14 protein-coding genes and 1 tRNA gene are annotated in these 16925 nt (G+C 55.7%); 11 read left to right on the top strand and 4 right to left on the bottom strand.

Features of this window, described 5'->3' with window-relative positions:
• Positions 1–229: 229 nt before the first annotated feature.
• The 3 genes from ACZ5EH_RS14020 to ACZ5EH_RS14010 all read right to left on the bottom strand — a co-directional run bounded on the left by ACZ5EH_RS14020 (position 230) and on the right by ACZ5EH_RS14010 (position 5133).
• Positions 230–3940: a pyruvate carboxylase gene (locus tag ACZ5EH_RS14020; protein WP_464274502.1), complete on the bottom strand. Its 3711-nt coding sequence runs from the start codon at positions 3938–3940 to the stop codon at positions 230–232.
• Positions 3937–4062: a hypothetical protein gene (locus ACZ5EH_RS14015; protein ID WP_464274501.1), complete on the bottom strand. Its 126-nt coding sequence runs from the start codon at positions 4060–4062 to the stop codon at positions 3937–3939. Before ACZ5EH_RS14015 ends, ACZ5EH_RS14020 begins: the two co-directional genes overlap by 4 nt.
• A gap of 81 nt (positions 4063–4143) precedes the next feature.
• Positions 4144–5133 carry a biotin--[acetyl-CoA-carboxylase] ligase gene (locus ACZ5EH_RS14010; RefSeq protein ID WP_464274500.1) on the bottom strand — a complete coding sequence of 330 codons (990 nt, stop codon included), beginning with the start codon at positions 5131–5133 and terminating at the stop codon, positions 4144–4146.
• A 162-nt stretch (positions 5134–5295) separates the two neighbouring features.
• Between ACZ5EH_RS14010 and ACZ5EH_RS14005 the strand changes: the two genes are divergently transcribed.
• Complete coding sequence (locus ACZ5EH_RS14005) at positions 5296–6729, top strand: oligosaccharide flippase family protein (protein ID WP_464274499.1); 1434 nt, start codon at positions 5296–5298, stop codon at positions 6727–6729.
• On the opposite strand, the gene ACZ5EH_RS14000 is transcribed toward ACZ5EH_RS14005, so the two are convergent.
• Positions 6730–7578 (bottom strand): alpha/beta hydrolase, encoded by an 849-nt coding sequence (locus ACZ5EH_RS14000; protein WP_464274498.1) that lies wholly within the window; start codon positions 7576–7578, stop codon positions 6730–6732. It abuts the gene before it with no gap.
• Positions 7579–7852: 274 nt separating this feature from the next.
• Between ACZ5EH_RS14000 and ACZ5EH_RS13995 the strand changes: the two genes are divergently transcribed.
• The 10 genes from ACZ5EH_RS13995 (at position 7853) to pth (ending at position 16877) form a co-directional block, all read left to right on the top strand.
• Positions 7853–8770, top strand: a complete 918-nt coding sequence (locus tag ACZ5EH_RS13995) for an exopolyphosphatase (RefSeq protein ID WP_464274497.1) — start codon at positions 7853–7855, stop codon at positions 8768–8770.
• Between the two features lie 158 nt (positions 8771–8928).
• A complete protein-coding gene (gene cysS / locus ACZ5EH_RS13990; RefSeq protein ID WP_464278304.1) occupies positions 8929–10386 on the top strand; it encodes a cysteine--tRNA ligase in 1458 nt (485 codons plus the stop codon).
• Positions 10387–10658: 272 nt separating this feature from the next.
• Positions 10659–12116 carry a M48 family metalloprotease gene (locus ACZ5EH_RS13985; RefSeq protein WP_464274496.1) on the top strand — a complete coding sequence of 486 codons (1458 nt, stop codon included), beginning with the start codon at positions 10659–10661 and terminating at the stop codon, positions 12114–12116.
• 118 nt (positions 12117–12234) lie between these two features.
• Positions 12235–12798: an O-acetyl-ADP-ribose deacetylase gene (locus tag ACZ5EH_RS13980; RefSeq protein ID WP_464274495.1), complete on the top strand. Its 564-nt coding sequence runs from the start codon at positions 12235–12237 to the stop codon at positions 12796–12798.
• A 58-nt stretch (positions 12799–12856) separates the two neighbouring features.
• Positions 12857–13396, top strand: coding sequence for an ATP-dependent protease subunit HslV (gene hslV / locus ACZ5EH_RS13975; RefSeq protein ID WP_464274494.1), 540 nt, complete (start codon positions 12857–12859; stop codon positions 13394–13396).
• Positions 13393–14349 (top strand): 4-(cytidine 5'-diphospho)-2-C-methyl-D-erythritol kinase, encoded by a 957-nt coding sequence (gene ispE, locus ACZ5EH_RS13970; RefSeq protein WP_464274493.1) that lies wholly within the window; start codon positions 13393–13395, stop codon positions 14347–14349. The genes hslV and ispE overlap by 4 nt, the downstream gene beginning before the upstream one ends.
• A gap of 3 nt (positions 14350–14352) precedes the next feature.
• Positions 14353–14428: transfer RNA gene (locus ACZ5EH_RS13965), tRNA-Gln, on the top strand.
• A gap of 102 nt (positions 14429–14530) precedes the next feature.
• Positions 14531–15469, top strand: coding sequence for a ribose-phosphate diphosphokinase (locus ACZ5EH_RS13960; RefSeq protein ID WP_464274492.1), 939 nt, complete (start codon positions 14531–14533; stop codon positions 15467–15469).
• A gap of 61 nt (positions 15470–15530) precedes the next feature.
• Positions 15531–16160 carry a 50S ribosomal protein L25 gene (locus ACZ5EH_RS13955; protein ID WP_464274491.1) on the top strand — a complete coding sequence of 210 codons (630 nt, stop codon included), beginning with the start codon at positions 15531–15533 and terminating at the stop codon, positions 16158–16160.
• A gap of 93 nt (positions 16161–16253) precedes the next feature.
• Positions 16254–16877: an aminoacyl-tRNA hydrolase gene (gene pth, locus ACZ5EH_RS13950; RefSeq protein ID WP_464274490.1), complete on the top strand. Its 624-nt coding sequence runs from the start codon at positions 16254–16256 to the stop codon at positions 16875–16877.
• Positions 16878–16925 lie beyond the last annotated feature (48 nt).

Below are 16925 nucleotides of genomic sequence, written 5' to 3'. Positions count from 1 at the left end.
GTCGAGCATGCACCATACCAGTTAGTCACGCCTGATGCCAATGCGCCTGGCCGTAACTGCCGTGAATGTTTCCACCTCGAAGGGGGCGGGCAGGTATTTTTCTTCCTAGCGTATACCTTGGGGCTCCAAACTTCGTCAATGAAAACCCCGCCAGTGTGTCAAACGGGGAATGAAAGAGCCCCCGGTTTCTTCCCGGGGGCTCTTTTTGGCTCGTTCAAAACATCAGCATCTAGGATGCGCACGTACACTGAACTTCTTTACCACAGAAAGGACAGAAACTGCAGTCATCGATCGTAATCGGTCGGTTGCAGCCAGAGCAAGTATTGGGCACGGGACCCAATTCTACTAGCAGTTCCCCCTCCTTCACCGGCACCATTTTTCGGTCCTCGTTGAAGTTGGCGGTTTTCAATACACGCACAACTATGCCGTCCATTGGCGAGACAACGGCTTTTTCCTGCTTCATGATGGAGATGTTGAACAGCTCCTCACCTTTACTTACCACATCACCAGGGTGCACATACATCACCCACAGATCGCCACTGCTGGGCGAAGCAATATGGTACTGGTTGTTGGGATCGGCCTGTTCCGTCGCGCCAGGACCGCTTGCCTGCGGCAAGGCGACCTGAACATCATGGCGCATGATTTCGGAGTCCAGTGAGTAACGCACCATGGCCTTGCCCCTTCTGTCAGGGCGGGAGATACGCAGAATCTCCATCTGGTGCGGTTTACCCTGGCCATCTACAAAATCAAGCGTCTGCCCGGGCTCTACCCCCTCGAACCAAACATCCAGAGGCAGACGGTTGGGATCACCATACTTTTCAACAAAGTTGATGGTCTTCAGCGCATCTGCAGGGTGGTTCAGATACAGCACAAACTCTTCGTCAGTCGGTTCACGCTTCAGATGCTTGCACAGCGCCTCACGCTCGGCGTCCAGATCGAGGTCGGGCAAAACATCCAGGGGGGAGGTGTCGGCGCGCTCTTCCAAAGCCTCTTTCCAACACGTCCCAAAAGCACTCTGGTAGACCCAATCCGGCGGAAAGCCCAAAGGCAGGCGGCCGAACTTCCCAAGCAGCAGGTCACGGAAGGCGTCGTTGCTGTTTTGGTACAGCATGAGTCGGGCTTCCTTGATCTGCTCTGGCAGATTTTCCTCGGGGTGCTTGTTCACGTTGTCCAACACCTCGAGCATATATTGCACCTCGTTCTCACCACCCCGCTTGTATGCGGAGGTCACGGCCAGAAACGCGGTGTTCCAGGTTATCTGTGAGCCAGGGGTCACATCGTGATACCGTACGATTTTGCGCGTCCCGGAAAGGAACTTGAGCATGTAGGGCAGCAGATGGATATACCCCTGCTTCAATGCGCCCTCCTGCGAGGAAGACGTCGCCCCACCGGGCATGCCGTGTTCCACGACATCGTAATCAATGCCCTGGAAGAAGGGGGCGGTGTAACGATCGTAATAAGGCATGATCTGCTTGAGCACGAAGTTGGTGGTGCGGATCATTTCCCAATCGAGGTTGTGTTGCAGGCCGAGTTCGCCCTTGATGTAGGCGGCCGTGGCCATGACATCGCCCTGTCCGTACCAGCGTACGGAAGAGCCGATGGCGGTATCAACTATATGTGCGCCCGCTTTGGCGGCAGCTCCCACCGAAGGCACGAACAATCCGTCCGTGTAGTGGCGATGGTAGTGCAGCACCAGTTCCGGGTACTTCTTGCGAAGCGCGGCGATCAACTCGCTGATGAAACGCGGCGGACACACACCGCCCATATCCTTCAGGCCAAGAATAATCTTTTTGGCCGCCGTATTGACGCCCGTGCCGTCCACCTTGGCCACCATGGACAGAATGTCCTCGGTCACTCCAAGGTAGTGCTCCACATCAAAGCCTTTGGCCCAGGACAAGGATATGGCCGGCTCGAAGATATTCCGTTCGGAAGCCAGCGCCACCTCAGCAAATGGGCGCATATTTTCGATGTGGTTCAGAAAGTCGAAACAACGGATCACATCATAGTGCTGGCTGATCATCTCACCCGTCAAGCGCATCTGGTTCCGCGGCTGGGGTTTGTAACCCAGCACGTTGGTGGAGCGGATGAGAATCTGCTTACACGTTTTAGGGGCGAACTTGTTCCACTCTTCAGCTTCGGAAAAGGGGTATGTCATGTTCGCCAGCATGGCGACATGAAAATGCGCGCCGCCGCCATTTTCCAAAGAAAAGAAACCGCAGTTATCCAGGTAGGGGCCGATCAGTTCATCCTCGGCCAGGCGGAAGCGGTTGCCACTGTTCGACTGGGTTATGTCGCGGGCTGTCGTGTCAGTAAAATGCACGTAGTCGCTATCTCGCAGCATATCCAGAATGGCCTTGCGGTCACCACGGGGATAAACTGCGCCTTTTGACTTGTCATTGATCTCCGGCAGAATGGGGCGAAACGCCTCGGGCCGCACTTTGGGGGTTTCGCGAGTGCGGTAGTTCCCCAACTGCACGTAAGAGTTGTACCCCTGGGCAGAGATTTCAGCGACGAGCCGTGAAAGACGCACGCTTTCACATTCAGCGTCGTGGTAGTGCATCAACGCCGGAGTCTTGTCGATGAACTTGGTATCGCAATCCCCTGCACGAAAGGCGGGATGCTTCACCACAACCCTGTGGAAAGGCAGCGTGGTCTTCACACCGCCGATGACATATTCGGCCAGGGCGCGGTCCATGATGCTCAGAGTCTTGTCCCAATCATACCCGTAGGCAATGAGCAATGATCCGGCGGAATCATACTGCGAGGGGAAGTCGTAGCCCGCACTGATGCAGGAATCCAACCGCACACCGGGACCGCCCGTGGAAATGTAACGGGTGATGAGTCCGGAGTTTGGCGAAAACTGATCCTGCGGATCCTCGAAGTTGATGCGCACCTGTATGGCGTGGTGCATCGGCTTCATGTTGTACGGAGTAAAGCGCAATTCGCCATCAAAGGCGACGTTCATCTGCTCTTCCACCAGATCGATGCCGTAGCGGCATTCGGTGATGCCGTGCTCCACCTGCAGACGCGTATTGGCCTCGATGAGGTACGGGCGCCCTGCATCGTCAACAAGGAATTCAACTGTGGCCAGTGAGAAATAATCCACCGCGCGTACGAGCTTGCGGGAATACTCCTTGAGCTCTTCGCGAAGCTTCTGGGTCATTCCTTTCCAGGGCGAAGGCGTGATCTCGATGAGCTTTTGGTGATTGCGCTGCACCGAACAGTCGCGTTCGTCAAAGGCGAAAACATTGCCGTGCTTGTCCGCAATGACCTGAATTTCGATGTGGCGCACATTGGTGAGCAGCTTTTCCACATAGAGCCGCGGGTTGCCGAAAGAGGCCTTGGCCATGGTGGAGGCTTTTTCAAAAGCCTTTTCAAGCTGCCCTTCATTGTAAATTTCGTAAATGCCGCGACCGCCACCGCCACCTTCAGCTTTGAGCATGATGGGGAAGCCGATCTCATTGGCCACACGCCTGGCTTCAGGGATGTCCACCGAGCCTTCGGAACCCGGCACAACGGGAACGCCCTCTTTGAGGGCAAGACGCCTGAGTTCAACCTTGTTGCCCATCAAACGCATGGATTCGGCATTGGAGCCAATGAACGTGATGCCGGCAGCTTCGCACTTGGCGGGGAAGCTTTCATCCTCGGAGGCAAACCCCCAGCCAGGGTGGATACCGACAACGCCCCTGCTCTTGGCTTTTTTGATGACCAGATCCACATCCAGATACGAACGTGGGTCGGGGCCAAGCAGCAACAGCTCACGCGCACCGGAAGTGGCGGGAGAAGACTTGTCCACCTCTGTGGCGGTAAGAATGGGAATCCCCTGGAACCGTTCAGCGATGGTCCGTAAAATTCTGCGCGCGGGAATCCCGCGGTTGGCAACGAGAATCGGCTTGCCTTTGATCTCCTGAATAACCTGCTCGAAGGATTTCTTCGTCATAGTTCCTCTTCGCTTTGCACGCTACAGGCGTGCAGGGTGGAAACGTTACGGCGCGTACATGATTCAAACTGTACGGGTGCGCGGCGGTTTGTTACATGACCATCGCCGCAGGCGTCAGCCATGTTTTTCACTCCAGTCGTTGCCCGAGTCGAAGGCCGGGTATCGGCCAGATGCGTGGGTAAAGCCCTTAACAAACGCGTCAATCACAGTTGCGCCAGAACGATGCTGCCGCTGCGCAGGCGAATCTCTTTACCGGAGGATGCGAGACGCAGCGCGCCATCGACAGCGATTCCTACAACCACGCCCCCCGGCTTGTCAAAACCTGATGACGAATTTGTTACGCCCTTTTCGTGCACCAGGACATGCCGACCTTTCCAGGCCAGCACGCTTTCAACCAATTCCACAATAGTGTCAGGAGCTTCGTAAGGCATGCCGGATTCCAGTACTGTGTACATGCCTTTTACAACCGACTCCCAAATTTGCAGCGGGCCCTTTTTTCGAAGAGCCTGGCCAGCCTCCCCGAAATATCCCACTGGCGGTGCGCCAGGCTCTCGCTCCAGACCGGCAATGTCAGGCGGTGCAACAACATTCAGCCCGATACCGGCCACAAGAACGCCCGCGCGTTCTTCAAGCAAAACTCCTCCGACTTTGCGCCCATCCATTAATATGTCATTGGGCCATTTCAGCCGCAAAGAGTCTGCCGCTGCATCGCTGCCCAGTGCGCTCTCCACGCCTCGCAAAAGCGCATATCCAGCGATCAGGGGCGCCAGATCACCGGCGCGCAGAAGAGCTTCCGGCAATCGCAAAGCGGCATGGATATTCCCAAGCGGCGAGCGCCATGGCCGACGTAACTGACCTCTGCCGGAACGCTGCTCAGTGGCGAGTACAGTGGTCCAGGGAGGCAGCCCTCCCTGCTGCTGCAGTTGCCAGGCAATATCCAGGCTTGAAGTGCACGCACCGCATACCAGGACCGCAGCCGCTTCCGGCAGGAAAGGCGCATCTTCGCTCGCCCCTCTCCAACAGGGAAAATACGTCTCGGGGATATCCACGCATGTATCTGCACAAGCGTCTTTCCGTGTGGGGAAAAACGTCCAGGGGGAGTATCGTGCGACGTCTTCCTGCAGCAAGGGGTGCGCCACCGCCAGCAACTCGGGAGAGATGCCTTCACATTCAGGCGGCGAGAAGATCACCATTCCACTCTTCATGTACCCTTATTATCCAATTTTGTTTAAAAGTCCAGAGAAAAGGCCAACTTGTGCATTCTTTCACGCACTGCGACATCCTTGCCACCCTTCCCCTCTTGACGTATTCACCCTGCCTTGCAGTCATTTCCACATTTTTCGCATAAGGCGCCTATGTCAGAGCAAAACAAACCTACCAGCATTCTCCAGCGATTTGCCCACCTGCTCTCCGCGCAATGGCTCAGAGAGTTGCTGAATACTGTCTTCCTCATCGCGCTCGCAAGAACTTCCTCTGAATTTTACGGCCAATACATGGTCGCCTTCGAGTTGGGGTACATCGTTCTTTTCGTGGGGGAATTCGGACTGAACCAGGCGCTTGTCACGGACCTGGGCAAACCTTCCACAAACAAAGGCGACGTACTGGCCCGCTATACCCTCATCAAGGGTCTGCTGGTCTCGCTGGGGTGGAGCGGCGCCGTCGCGTTCAGCTTGTGGCAAGAATACGACGCCGGCCTGTTGCTCATGGTGCTCATCCTAGGGGCAGGCATGGCGGGAGAAGCTCTGGCCAGCAGTTTTTTCGTCTCCTGTCGCGTACGGGGGCGCCAGGACCTCGAAGCACGCACACGCATGGTAGCAGCCGTGGCCGGATACGGTTTCGGCCTTATTACGCTTTTTCTCGGCGCCCCCGCATTTGTGGTGGCGTCATTCAAACTTATTGAAAATACAATAAATCTTATCGGTGGCGTACTGGTCAGCCTCACCCACCGGGAAATGCGAAACCTGCGCCTGCGGCGCAAACCCATGGCCAGAACATGGCGCACAGCCAGAGGGGGCATGGTCTTTGTCGGCCTTTCCCTTTGTGCGATTCTTTACAACAAGGCCAATATCTTTTTTTTGCAGCGCGTTTCCGGACCGGATGCCGTGGCCCAGTACGCCATTGCCTGGGGAGTTGTGGAAAGTTTCGTTGCGCTGGGCGTGAACATCATGCTGCGCAATGTGCTCTACCCCCATTTTGTGGAACTCTGGCACCGCGACAAGGAAGAATACGCCAGGCTGGCCCGCACAGCCGTTCGCTGGCTGACCTGCATCGCCATCCCCGTGGCCCTTTTTCTGGCCTTGGAGGCAGACCGAATCATCCCCATTATCTACGGATCACAGTATGAAGACGCCATCGGTCTGCAGCACTGGCTGGCGCCCCTTGTGCTGGTCGCCTTCCTCCACAACCTGGCTGCCTATTTAATGATGAGCAGGGGAAATCAGCGTGTGCTTCTGGTTATCTACTCGGGCGGCGTCATCCTGAATCTGGCGCTCTGCGCTGGCCTCATACCGGTCATTCCACTTCTCGGTACGGCGCTGGCCATCATTATCACCCGGCTGGCAGTCGGCGCCTGCACAACGTTCTTTTGTCACAAAGAAATGGGGCTTTTCAGCTTCAAAGACTTACGGCCATTCTTTTTGGTGGGGGCATTGGCCCTTGTGCTTTGGGCGCTCATCCGCCCCCTGGGCGTCAGGGAACTGTCTGAACTGGCGCTCATCGCCCCTTTTCTTGTATTGGGGTGGCGCTGGTGGCAGCAGGCGCGGCTGCAAAAACGGTCGCTCCTGGCCTGATCACCCCCCTATGTGGGCTTCCAGAAAACGCCGGACGCCCTGGGTATAGAGCTCGCCGGACTCGAGAAAACCATTGTTGTGGCTGCCGTGAATCTCCAGAAACTCTTTCGGGTCGGCGGCGTTCTCAAAAATTGTGCGCCCCATGGCATAAGGGATGACCTCGTCGTCCGGGCTATGAACAATCAGGACAGGTGACTTTACACCCGCGACAGAGGCTACGGTGTCGTACTTGTAGCGGCAGAGCAGCTTCACGGGGAGGAAGGGGTAGCTCTTCTTGCCCACGTCCGGCACCGAGGTAAAGGCCGACTCCACCACAAGTGCGGCCGGTGCATCTTTCCCTTGCAGTTCGGCGGCCAGCCAAGCCGCCACGGCGCCCCCCAGAGAATGCCCCCAGATGACGATACGCTCCGGCGCAACCCGTTCTTTCAGGTGCTGCCAGACAGCCCTGGCGTCTTCATAGGTGCCCTGCTCGCTCGTCTCTCCCAGGCTTCGCCCGTAGCCGCGGTAATCGTAGATGCAAACACCCATGCCCAGGTCGTGCAGCAAGCGAATGGTATCCATCCGGTGGGAAATGTTACCTGCATTGCCGTGAGAAAAATGCACCCACAAGGGCTCTTGCGCCTGCACCCCGTCAAGGGGAGGTGTTTCCGGCGGCGGTATCAGCCAGCCATGCACGCTGACCCTGCCTTCGAGCTTGAGAAAAAACTCTTCGAACTCCAGACCAAAATCCTTTGGCGTAGCGGTAATCGTCCTGTTGCCGGGCGACCAGACCATCTGCCCCTGGAGGGCATAGATAAGCAGCGCAACGAGCATATAGGCCCCGAACAGGGCCAAAATCCAGGTGACCATTCTCTTTCCTGTTTTTTTCGCTTTTTTTATCGGGAGACATTACTTTTGGCGGCATGTCCTGTCACACATGCTGTTCACAAAATGTCATAAACGTACTACATGTAGCAATACTTTGCTTTTGCGAAGAATATCTGGGCGAAAAAAACACGCCTCGGCGTTATTTTTTCAAGGCGCCCCAGTTTTCAGCATGGTCGCAAGTGTGATACAGATGAGGCTATTAACTGAGCCGCGCACCACTGGCAAGACGCGGCAACGCACCTGCAGGAGGGGGAAAATGAGGTTGTTGACACGGTCCGATTTCGACGGACTGATCTGCGCCGTGCTGCTGCAAGAAGCCGGGGTCATGGAAGACTGGAAATTCGTGCACCCCAAGGATATTCAGGACGGTTCCATCAAGGTGACCGCCAACGACATTCTTGCCAACGTTCCCTATGCTTCCGGTTGCGGTATGTGGTTTGATCACCACTCCAGCGAAACCAAGCGCAAGGCCCACGGCGAGGACTTCAAGGGACTTTCCAAACCCGCGCCCAGCGCAGCCCGCGTCATCTGGGATTATTACGGGGGGCACGATACTTTTCCCGAATCCTTCGATGACATGATGCACTTTGTGGACAAGGTGGACAGCGCGGACCTGACGGAAGAAGAAATCAAAAACCCCACCGGCTGGGTGCTTTTGGGCTTCATCATGGACCCCCGCACCGGACTGGGGCGGTATCGCGACTACTCCATCAGCAACTATCAACTCATGGAAGAGCTCATCGGCTTCTGCCGGACCCTGCCCATCGAGAAAATACTGGAGCTTCCAGATGTGAAAGAGCGTGTGGATCGCTATTTCCAACAGCAGGAGCTCTTTGACCACATGCTCAACAAATGCGCTACCGTGCATGACAATGTGGTTGTCATCGATCTGAGGGATCAGGAAGAAATCTTCACAGGCAACCGCTTTTACATCTACACCCTTTTCCCCCAATGTAACGTAAGCATGCGTATCATCTGGGGGCTGAAAAAGCAGAATACGGTCGTAACCGTGGGGCACAGCATCATCAACAGAACCTGCAAAGCCAATGTAGGCGAACTGATGCTGCGCTACGGAGGCGGGGGGCACGACGCTGTCGGTACATGCCAAATCCCCCATAATAAATCTGAAAAATCCATCAAAGAGATCATCGACGCCCTGCGCGAAAACTGCTGACCCTGCCAAGAACCACTCCCAACCGGGGGCGCGCGGCAATGCCGTGCATCCCCGGTTTGACTTTGCAGCCGATCCTCGACTACACAATCCGGGCAAACGGAACAGCTTCCAAAAACAAATCAATCCGCGGCCTGCTGGCCGTGCATACGGATACTGAAATGCAACTTTACAATACAATGACGCGTAAAAAGGAAACCTTCACCCCCAGGCAAGAAGGCCGCGTCCGCATGTACGCTTGCGGCATCACAGCTTACGATTTCTGCCATATAGGCCACGCCCGCTCCGCTGTTGTTTTCGATGTGCTGGTCCGCCAGCTCCGTAGCAAAGGGTACGATGTCACGTTTGTGCGCAACTTTACCGACGTGGATGACAAGATCATCAAACGCGCAAACGAAGAAGGCATCTCCAGCGATGAAGTTGCCGAAAAAAACATCCAGTACTTTTATGAAGACATGGACCGGTTGGGCGTGCTCCGCGCCAACCTGGAGCCCCGCTGCACCGAGCATATTCCGCAGATGATCGAACTGACGCAGGAGCTAATCGACAAAGGGTTCGCTTACCCCTCACTGAATGGAGACGTTTATTTCCGCGTGCGCAACTTCGATGGGTACGGCAAACTCTCAGGCCGCGACATAGAAGAACTGCGCGCCGGCTCCCGTATTGTTCCTGGCGAAGAAAAGGAAGATCCCCTTGATTTCGCCCTGTGGAAGGCAGCCAAGCCGGACGAACCCTTCTGGCCCAGCCCTTGGGGCAATGGACGTCCTGGCTGGCACCTTGAGTGCTCGGCCATGAGCGAAGAGCACCTCGGCCTGCCCATGGACATTCACGGCGGGGGGCAGGATCTCATATTCCCCCACCACGAAAACGAAATCGCTCAATCAGAGGCCGCCACAGGAAAACCCCTGGCCAATTACTGGGTGCACAACGGGTTCGTGCAGATCGACCAGGAAAAGATGTCCAAATCTTTGGGCAACTTCAAAACCATCCGCGACATATTGGCGGAATACCTGCCCGAGGTGTTGCGGTATTTTCTGCTGACCAAGCACTACCGCAGCCCCATCGACTTCTCCACTGAAGCCATGGAGGAAGCCGAGAAGAACCTGAAGCGCATTTACACGGCAATACAACAGCTCCAGGTGGAACTCGAGCGTTCGAAATGGTCCAAGAGTCCCCTGCCCGAAGAGTATGAAAAAGAACTTGCCGAACACGAGGCTGCCTTTGCCGAAAGCATGGACGACGACTGCAACACTGCAGGAGCCCTGGGGCATGTCTTCGGCGTGATCAGGCTGGTCAACCGCCTGGCGGAGGACAAGACCCTGCGCAAGGCCGAAGCTGCCAAGGCGCTGTTTGAGCGCGTTCTTGCCGACTTCGAAGCCTGGGGGCAGGTGCTTGGCGTTTTCACCCAACCTGCGGAAGAATTCCTGGCCTCCCTCAAGGAAATCAAGCTGCGTCGCGCCGGCGTCGATGTCGCCAAGGTCGAGGAACTGGTTCAGAAACGTCACGATGCCAAAAAGAACAAGGACTTCGCCAGCGCCGACAGCCTGCGGGAAGAATTGACCAACATGGGCGTGGAAGTTCGCGACACTCCGCAAGGCCCTATGTGGGATGCGCTTTAGGCCGTTTTCTGACGCTCCCCTCTTACGGGCCCCTTAAGCCGCGCCGGCAGGAGATGGCTTGCAAAAGAGCCGGAATGATTTATTCTACGTGCAAACCAAACCCGTTTTTGACGGGTTTGGCTTGACGTAAAATGAACCCTGTCCTGTGACTTTTTACGGTGCAACACATCGTATTCCGGGCGCGCCATATTGGTGCGCGCTTCAATGCAATTTCAAGGCTGCGTATCCATTGAAGTTGCGCAGGTCTACGTGACCCTCCTGTGGAGGTGGCTATGCTTCGTCGCAAGCTGTCTGCTAAGACGTACACATATATGCCCTTTCTTCGCCCTTTATTGCTCAAAGGCCTGACCTTGCTGCTCTGCTGCAGTATGGTGTTGACACCTGCCATGGTCAGTGCCGACGGCATCCTGAACTTTGGAAATTTCGATCTGACGGATGAAATCGAACTTGGCCGCAAGTTCAACATCATGGTCCGCTCTCAGTTACCGCTCATTGAGGACCCTGAGATCGTGAACTATGTTCGTGGCTTGGTGAACAACATCACGAAAACCATGCCGCCGCAGTTCTTCGAGATCAAAACCAGTGTGGTCGCCAACCCGGCCATCAACGCCTTTGCGGCGCCAGCTGGTTATGTTTTCGTTTTCTCAGGGCTGATACTCAATTTTGAAAATGAAGCTGAAGTGGCCGGCGTCATCGCCCACGAACTTGCCCACGTTTCCCAGCGCCATATTGCCCACCGCATCGAGCAAATGCAGGTGGTGTCCCTGCTCAGCATGTTGGGTGTGCTTGCGGGCGCCTTTCTTGGCGGTGAACACGCCCAGGCCATCATGACCGGTTCCGCCGCAGCCGGACAGGCCGCCATGCTGAACTACAGCCGAGAAAACGAACGTGAGGCGGACCAGGTGGGCATGAATTTTCTCGTGGCTGCAGGGTATCCCCCAAGTGGTCTGCCTGACGCCTTTGCCCACATCCTGCGCAATCAATGGCTTGGTGGCGGCGGCAGTATTCCCACCTATTTGAGCACGCACCCCGGCATCAAAGAACGCATCGGCTATCTGGAACAGCGTGTTAAGCGACTCCCCGCGGATGTCCGCAACCGCACAATCGATAACTCCCGCTTCCTGCGCGTACGCATGCTGCTCAGAGCGCGCTATACCGATGCAAAAATCGCTCTGCAATACTTCACCAGCAACAAGGATGGCGATCCTTTTCTTCGCGAACTGGGGCTCGGCATAGTCTATGACCGCCTGAACAGGGTTTCGGATGCGGCTGAATCTTTTAAAAAGGCCGAACACATCAACCCCGACGACCCGCTGCTGCTCAGGGAGAAGGGGATCTTTTATTTCCAGCACGGGGATTTCGACGCTGCCGGGCAATACCTGCAACGCGCCCTCTTTGAAGCGCCCAAAGACCTCATGGCCCTCTTTTATTACGCCCGCATGCAGGCGGAAATGGGCAATCCGTCACAAGCAGTCGAGTACTTTGATCGCATTCAAAAACAGGTTCCCGAAGACGCCGAAGTCCACTACTACCAGGGGCGCGCTCTTGGTGAAGACAGGCAATTCTTCAAGGCGCACCTGCACCTGGCATACAGCGCCCTTTATTCGCAAAATTTGAAGCAACTTAGATTCCACATGGATAAAGCCAAAGGGCTTGCATCCTCCACCGAACAGAACAAGGAATTTGAAGAGCTGGAAAAAAAAGTCGAGGAACGCAGGGAATTTTGGTAATTTACACACAACAAGCACGCAGTGGCGCGCCTGGTACAATAACTGTTCGCATGCAGCAGGAATTGCCAATGCCATGTTGCCGCACCAGCCAGACACCCGAACCAGCCCGGGGACGCATATGAACAATGGATTGCATTGGATCATTGCAAAGGGGCGGCTGGAATTGGTTCAGGGGGACCTGACCAAGGCCAATGTCGATGCAATCGTGAATGCCGCCAATTCAAGGTTGGCAGGAGGCGGCGGTGTGGACGGCGCCATCCATCGTGCTGCGGGGCCGGAGTTACTCGAAGCCTGTATGGAAATTGTCGCCCGCCAGGGACATCTCGAACCAGGTGGGGCTGTCATTACCCCCGGCTTCAACCTTCCGGCGCGATTCGTAATCCATACCGTAGGCCCAATCTGGCGGGGCGGGGGCAACAATGAAGAACGCACCCTGCGTAATGCCTACGCCAATTCTCTGGCCCGCGGCGCAGAAGCAGGTGCAGCCAGCATGGCCTTTCCGGCCATCAGTTGCGGCGTTTACGGCTACCCTGTTGAACAGGCCGCGCGCATAGCCCTGACAACATTGCGCAACGGGATAGAGCAAGGCGCCGCAAAAAAAATTGCGATGTATCTTTTTAGTGAAAAAAGTTTCAACATCTGGGCGGCAGCCGCGTCAGAAATACTTGGCCCCCCTGCCTGAAAGCCTTTTTGAACCCATCTGTCACACAATGGACAGTGAAGCACACAGAGAGAATCCAATGGAACTCCGAGGAACCACAATTCTGGCAGTGCTGGACGAAAACGGCGCTGCACTTGCCGGAGACGGACAAGTCACACTGGGACAAAGCGTAGCCATCAAACACGGCGCCCGCAAAGTGCGTCGTATATATAAGGATCGGGTTATTGCTGGATTTGCCGGCGCCACTGCCGACGCCTTTACCCTTTTCGAACGTTTTGAAGGCAAGCTCGAGGAGTACAACGGCAACCTGGTCCGCGCCAGTGTCGAACTGGCCAAGGAATGGCGTAAGGATAAATACCTGCGCCGGCTCGAGGCCATGCTCGTAGTTGCCGACGCCACAAACATTTTAATCATCAGCGGCACGGGCGACGTGATCGAACCGGATGACGGCATGATAGGCATCGGCTCCGGAGGCTCGTATGCGCTTGCCGCTGCACGGGCGTTGCGGCGTCATACAACCCTTTCCGCAGATGAAATCGTCCGGGAGTCCATGCGCATAGCCTCTGAGATTTGTGTCTTCACCAATGATTCCATAATAGTAGAACGCATAGACAAATGAACAGCGAAAGCGCCCCTGCCGTGATCATGCACCCCGGCTGCAAGGTAAACCTTTTCCTGCATATCCTCTCACGCCGGGACGATGGCTACCATGAGCTGGACACACTGTTCCTTTTTTTGCCGGAACCAACAGATGTGCTCTCCATCACCCGTACATCTGGCAACGAGTTGAGTTTCAGTTGCTCTAACCCGGCTCTGGAAGGCGAGGGGAATCTGGTCGTTAAGGCGTGGAAAAGCTTCACAAAAACTTCTGGTTTTACACCGGGATTGAACGTCAGGCTTGAAAAACGCGCCCCTATTGGCGCCGGTATCGGCGGGGGCAGTGCGGACGCAGCAGCCATGCTTCTGGCACTGGAAGAAATGGCGCAGCAGGATGGCAAGGGGTTGGGCATGGAGCGTTTGTCTGCGCTCGCATGCGCCCTTGGCGCCGACGTTCCTTTCTTCTTGCGCAAAAATCCCTGTCTGGCCACTGGTGTAGGGGAAAAACTTCGCGAAGTTCCAGAGCTTCTTGATGCCATGCGCGGTTTGCACCTCGTGCTTTGCACCCCGCCGCTGCATGTTTCCACTTCCTGGGCGTATGGGGCGTGGGATGCGGCGAATGGCTACCTTGGAAACGAGGCTGCAACCGCGCAAAAGACAGAAAGACCAAAAAAAGCTCCTGCAAGAGGACCTGCCCCTGCAAATCCTGGGTTGACAGACCAAAAGAGCGCGGGTATAGGTCCTTTTTGCCTTGAGGGCCTTGAACTTTGCAACAGCTTTGAGGCGGTCGTATTCAAGGCACATGGCTCTTTGCGTTCCCTGTATGAAGAACTCTTGCGCGCAGGCGCTGCAGGCGCTCTTCTTAGTGGCAGCGGATCGAGTCTGTTCGGGATTTTCCGGGATGCGCAAAAGGCCCGAGCAGCAGTTGAGCGTTTACAGACGCTCGGTGCTACGGCCCACATGCACAATTTTTGACGCTGGGGTGTCGCCAAGTTGGTAAGGCAACGGGTTTTGGTCCCGTCATGCGAGGGTTCGAATCCTTCCACCCCAGCCAATCAACTATTCAGCGCCAAAGGCGCGAAGGTCTTCTGCCCGTAGCCGCCTGGCCAAAGGCGGAAGCAGCCTCAACTTCAGCACCGCAGGAACGACCAGTCAAATGCACCGCGACCTTCAGATCGTTACAGGTTCTGCGAATCCTGAGCTCGCCCAGGCTATTTGCGACCATCTCGGCTGCCGTCTCACACCGGCCGTTGTCGAAACGTTTTCAGACGGCGAAATCCGCATCGAAATCGGCGCCAATGTTCGTGGCGATGACGTTTTCGTTGTCCAACCCACCTGCCATCCGGTGAATGAAAACCTGATGCAGCTCGCCCTTATACTGGATGCGCTGAAGCGTGCCAGTGTAGGACGCGTAACCGCTGTAGTGCCCTATTACGGTTATGCGCGGCAGGACAGAAAGGTGGTGCCCCGCGCGCCCATCAGTGCGAAAATGGTGGCGGATTTCCTTACGGTTGCCGGTATGTCGCGCATGATCACCATTGATCTGCACGCCGGGCAAATTCAGGGATTTTTCGATCTCCCTGTGGACAACCTCTATGCCCTGCCAGTTTTCATGGAGTACATGCGGCAGTTCGATGACGACATCGTTGTGGTTTCGCCCGACGCCGGTGGTACAGAGCGCGCCCGCTCTTACGCCAAGCGTTTCGGCGCCAGCCTTGCGATCATCGACAAGCGGCGTGATGAGCCGAACAAGGCCAAGGCCATGAACCTGATAGGTGACGTGAAGAACAAGATCGCCGTGGTTGTCGACGACATGATCGACACAGCCGGTACAATGTGTTCTGCAGCTGAAATCATCCTTGAAAAAGGCGCCAAGGACGTCATGGCTTGCGCCACGCACCCGGTGCTTTCCGGCCCTGCCATCGACCGCTTGTGCGATTCAAAATTTTCAAAGGTGGTGGTGACAAACACCATCCCGCTGGGCGAAAAACACATGAATTGCCCCAAGCTTCATGTGCTGTCCGTGGCCGGTTTGCTGGCCAAGTCCATACACAACATTCACACGGACTCTTCTGTAAGCGTCCTGTTCGTCTGACCACGCGGCGGCGCAAAGCGAATCGTCCCAGCGTGAGCGATATTCCTTAAGGAGAACATCAATGAGCAAGCATCTGAAACTAACCGTCGAGAAGCGCGAACTTTCGGGCAAGGGCCCCAACCGCCGCTTGCGCGATGAAGGTCTCGTTCCCGGCGTTTTCTACAACGGCAAGGGCGAAAACTTCATGGTTCAATGCCAGTACACCCCTTTGGAGAAGGCTTACGAAAAGCTGGGCTCCAACCAGGTCTTTGATCTGGAAGTGAAGGGTGAAAAAGGCGTGATTCCAGCCCTCATCTGGAAAATCGAACGCAACCCTGTCAAGGGCTTCCTGCGCCATGTAGACTTTTACGGCGTTGACATGAGCCACGCCATGCGCTTGTCCGTACCTCTGGAAGTCGTGGGTGAACCCATCGGCGTGAAACAGGAAGGCGGCCTCCTCGAAATCTTCCGTGATTCCATTGAAGTCGAGTGTATGCCGAACGACATCCCTGAAAGCATCACCATTGATGTGAGCGAACTGCATGTAGGCGACAACATTCACGTCGAAGACCTGAAGGTGCCTTCAACCGTAAAACTGGTCTATGAAGAGCACTTCTCCGTTGCCGGCGTTGTTGCCAAAGCAGCTGAAGAAGATCTTGAAGGCGGGGCTCAAGAAGCTGAAGTTGAAGCCGAAGCGCCTGAAGAAGAATAGCACTTTCCCGCAGCTAACGGGCCCTGCCCTATGGTGCAGGGCCCGCGCTGTGTCTATCTTTGGACACAGCATCACTTTTCTCGACACCACACAATGGACCTAAAAGGCTGCATTATCGGTCTGGGTAATCCGGGTGAACGCTATGCCCAGACCCGACACAACTTCGGTTTCTTGCTGGCGGATGCTCTGCTTGAACAGTGCCGCCGGCTCGCCCCCCATAGCTGCTCAAGACTGAACTTGAGCAAAGCAGACGGTGAATTGTATCGTCTTCAGATTCCCGGCTGTTCTGGCGAATGGCTGCTGCTCAAACCCATGACGTTTATGAACGAAAGCGGCAGAAGCGCAGGGGCCGTAGCAAATTTCTATAAGCTTTCCGCTGAACAACTTCTGGTCTTGCATGACGAACTTGATCTGCCTCTGGGCCGCATGAAGTTGAAGCAAGGCGGCGGGGCTGCCGGTCATAATGGCCTGAAGTCTATTGCACAGCATATGGGTGGAAACAATTTTTTCAGATTACGCCTGGGTATCGGCAAACGAATTTCGAACGAAAACAGAAATTTTGTTCTCAGTGTTTTCAGCGCCGATGAACGCCCCTTGCTGGATGATGTTTTACGCCATGCAGTGGAAGGGGTGGAGATGTACGCCCGGGAAGGTTTTGTGCCGGCACAGCAATATATTAATGGCTTTGCCCCGCCTGAACCAGATACGCCGGAATAGCCGCCCGTCCCGGCATGTGCGGAGGTTGCCGTGATTCCCTCCAGCCAT

The organism is Desulfovibrio biadhensis, from assembly GCF_055388615.1.
The sequence above is the reverse complement of the archived record's forward strand: the minus strand, read 5'-3'. Positions and strand labels throughout refer to the sequence as shown.

Coding starts and splice junctions, on each gene's coding strand:
- ispE (WP_464274493.1), top strand. CDS start 13,393: ATGAACAGCGAAAGCGCCCCTGCCGTGATCATGCACCCCGGCTGCAAG.
- ACZ5EH_RS14005 (WP_464274499.1), top strand. CDS start 5,296: ATGTCAGAGCAAAACAAACCTACCAGCATTCTCCAGCGATTTGCCCAC.
- ACZ5EH_RS13955 (WP_464274491.1), top strand. CDS start 15,531: ATGAGCAAGCATCTGAAACTAACCGTCGAGAAGCGCGAACTTTCGGGC.
- ACZ5EH_RS13985 (WP_464274496.1), top strand. CDS start 10,659: ATGCTTCGTCGCAAGCTGTCTGCTAAGACGTACACATATATGCCCTTT.
- pth (WP_464274490.1), top strand. CDS start 16,254: ATGGACCTAAAAGGCTGCATTATCGGTCTGGGTAATCCGGGTGAACGC.
- ACZ5EH_RS14000 (WP_464274498.1), bottom strand. CDS start 7,578: ATGGTCACCTGGATTTTGGCCCTGTTCGGGGCCTATATGCTCGTTGCG.
- ACZ5EH_RS13980 (WP_464274495.1), top strand. CDS start 12,235: ATGAACAATGGATTGCATTGGATCATTGCAAAGGGGCGGCTGGAATTG.
- ACZ5EH_RS13960 (WP_464274492.1), top strand. CDS start 14,531: ATGCACCGCGACCTTCAGATCGTTACAGGTTCTGCGAATCCTGAGCTC.
- ACZ5EH_RS14020 (WP_464274502.1), bottom strand. CDS start 3,940: ATGACGAAGAAATCCTTCGAGCAGGTTATTCAGGAGATCAAAGGCAAG.
- ACZ5EH_RS14015 (WP_464274501.1), bottom strand. CDS start 4,062: ATGGCTGACGCCTGCGGCGATGGTCATGTAACAAACCGCCGCGCACCC.
- cysS (WP_464278304.1), top strand. CDS start 8,929: ATGCAACTTTACAATACAATGACGCGTAAAAAGGAAACCTTCACCCCC.
- ACZ5EH_RS13995 (WP_464274497.1), top strand. CDS start 7,853: ATGAGGTTGTTGACACGGTCCGATTTCGACGGACTGATCTGCGCCGTG.
- hslV (WP_464274494.1), top strand. CDS start 12,857: ATGGAACTCCGAGGAACCACAATTCTGGCAGTGCTGGACGAAAACGGC.
- ACZ5EH_RS14010 (WP_464274500.1), bottom strand. CDS start 5,133: ATGGTGATCTTCTCGCCGCCTGAATGTGAAGGCATCTCTCCCGAGTTG.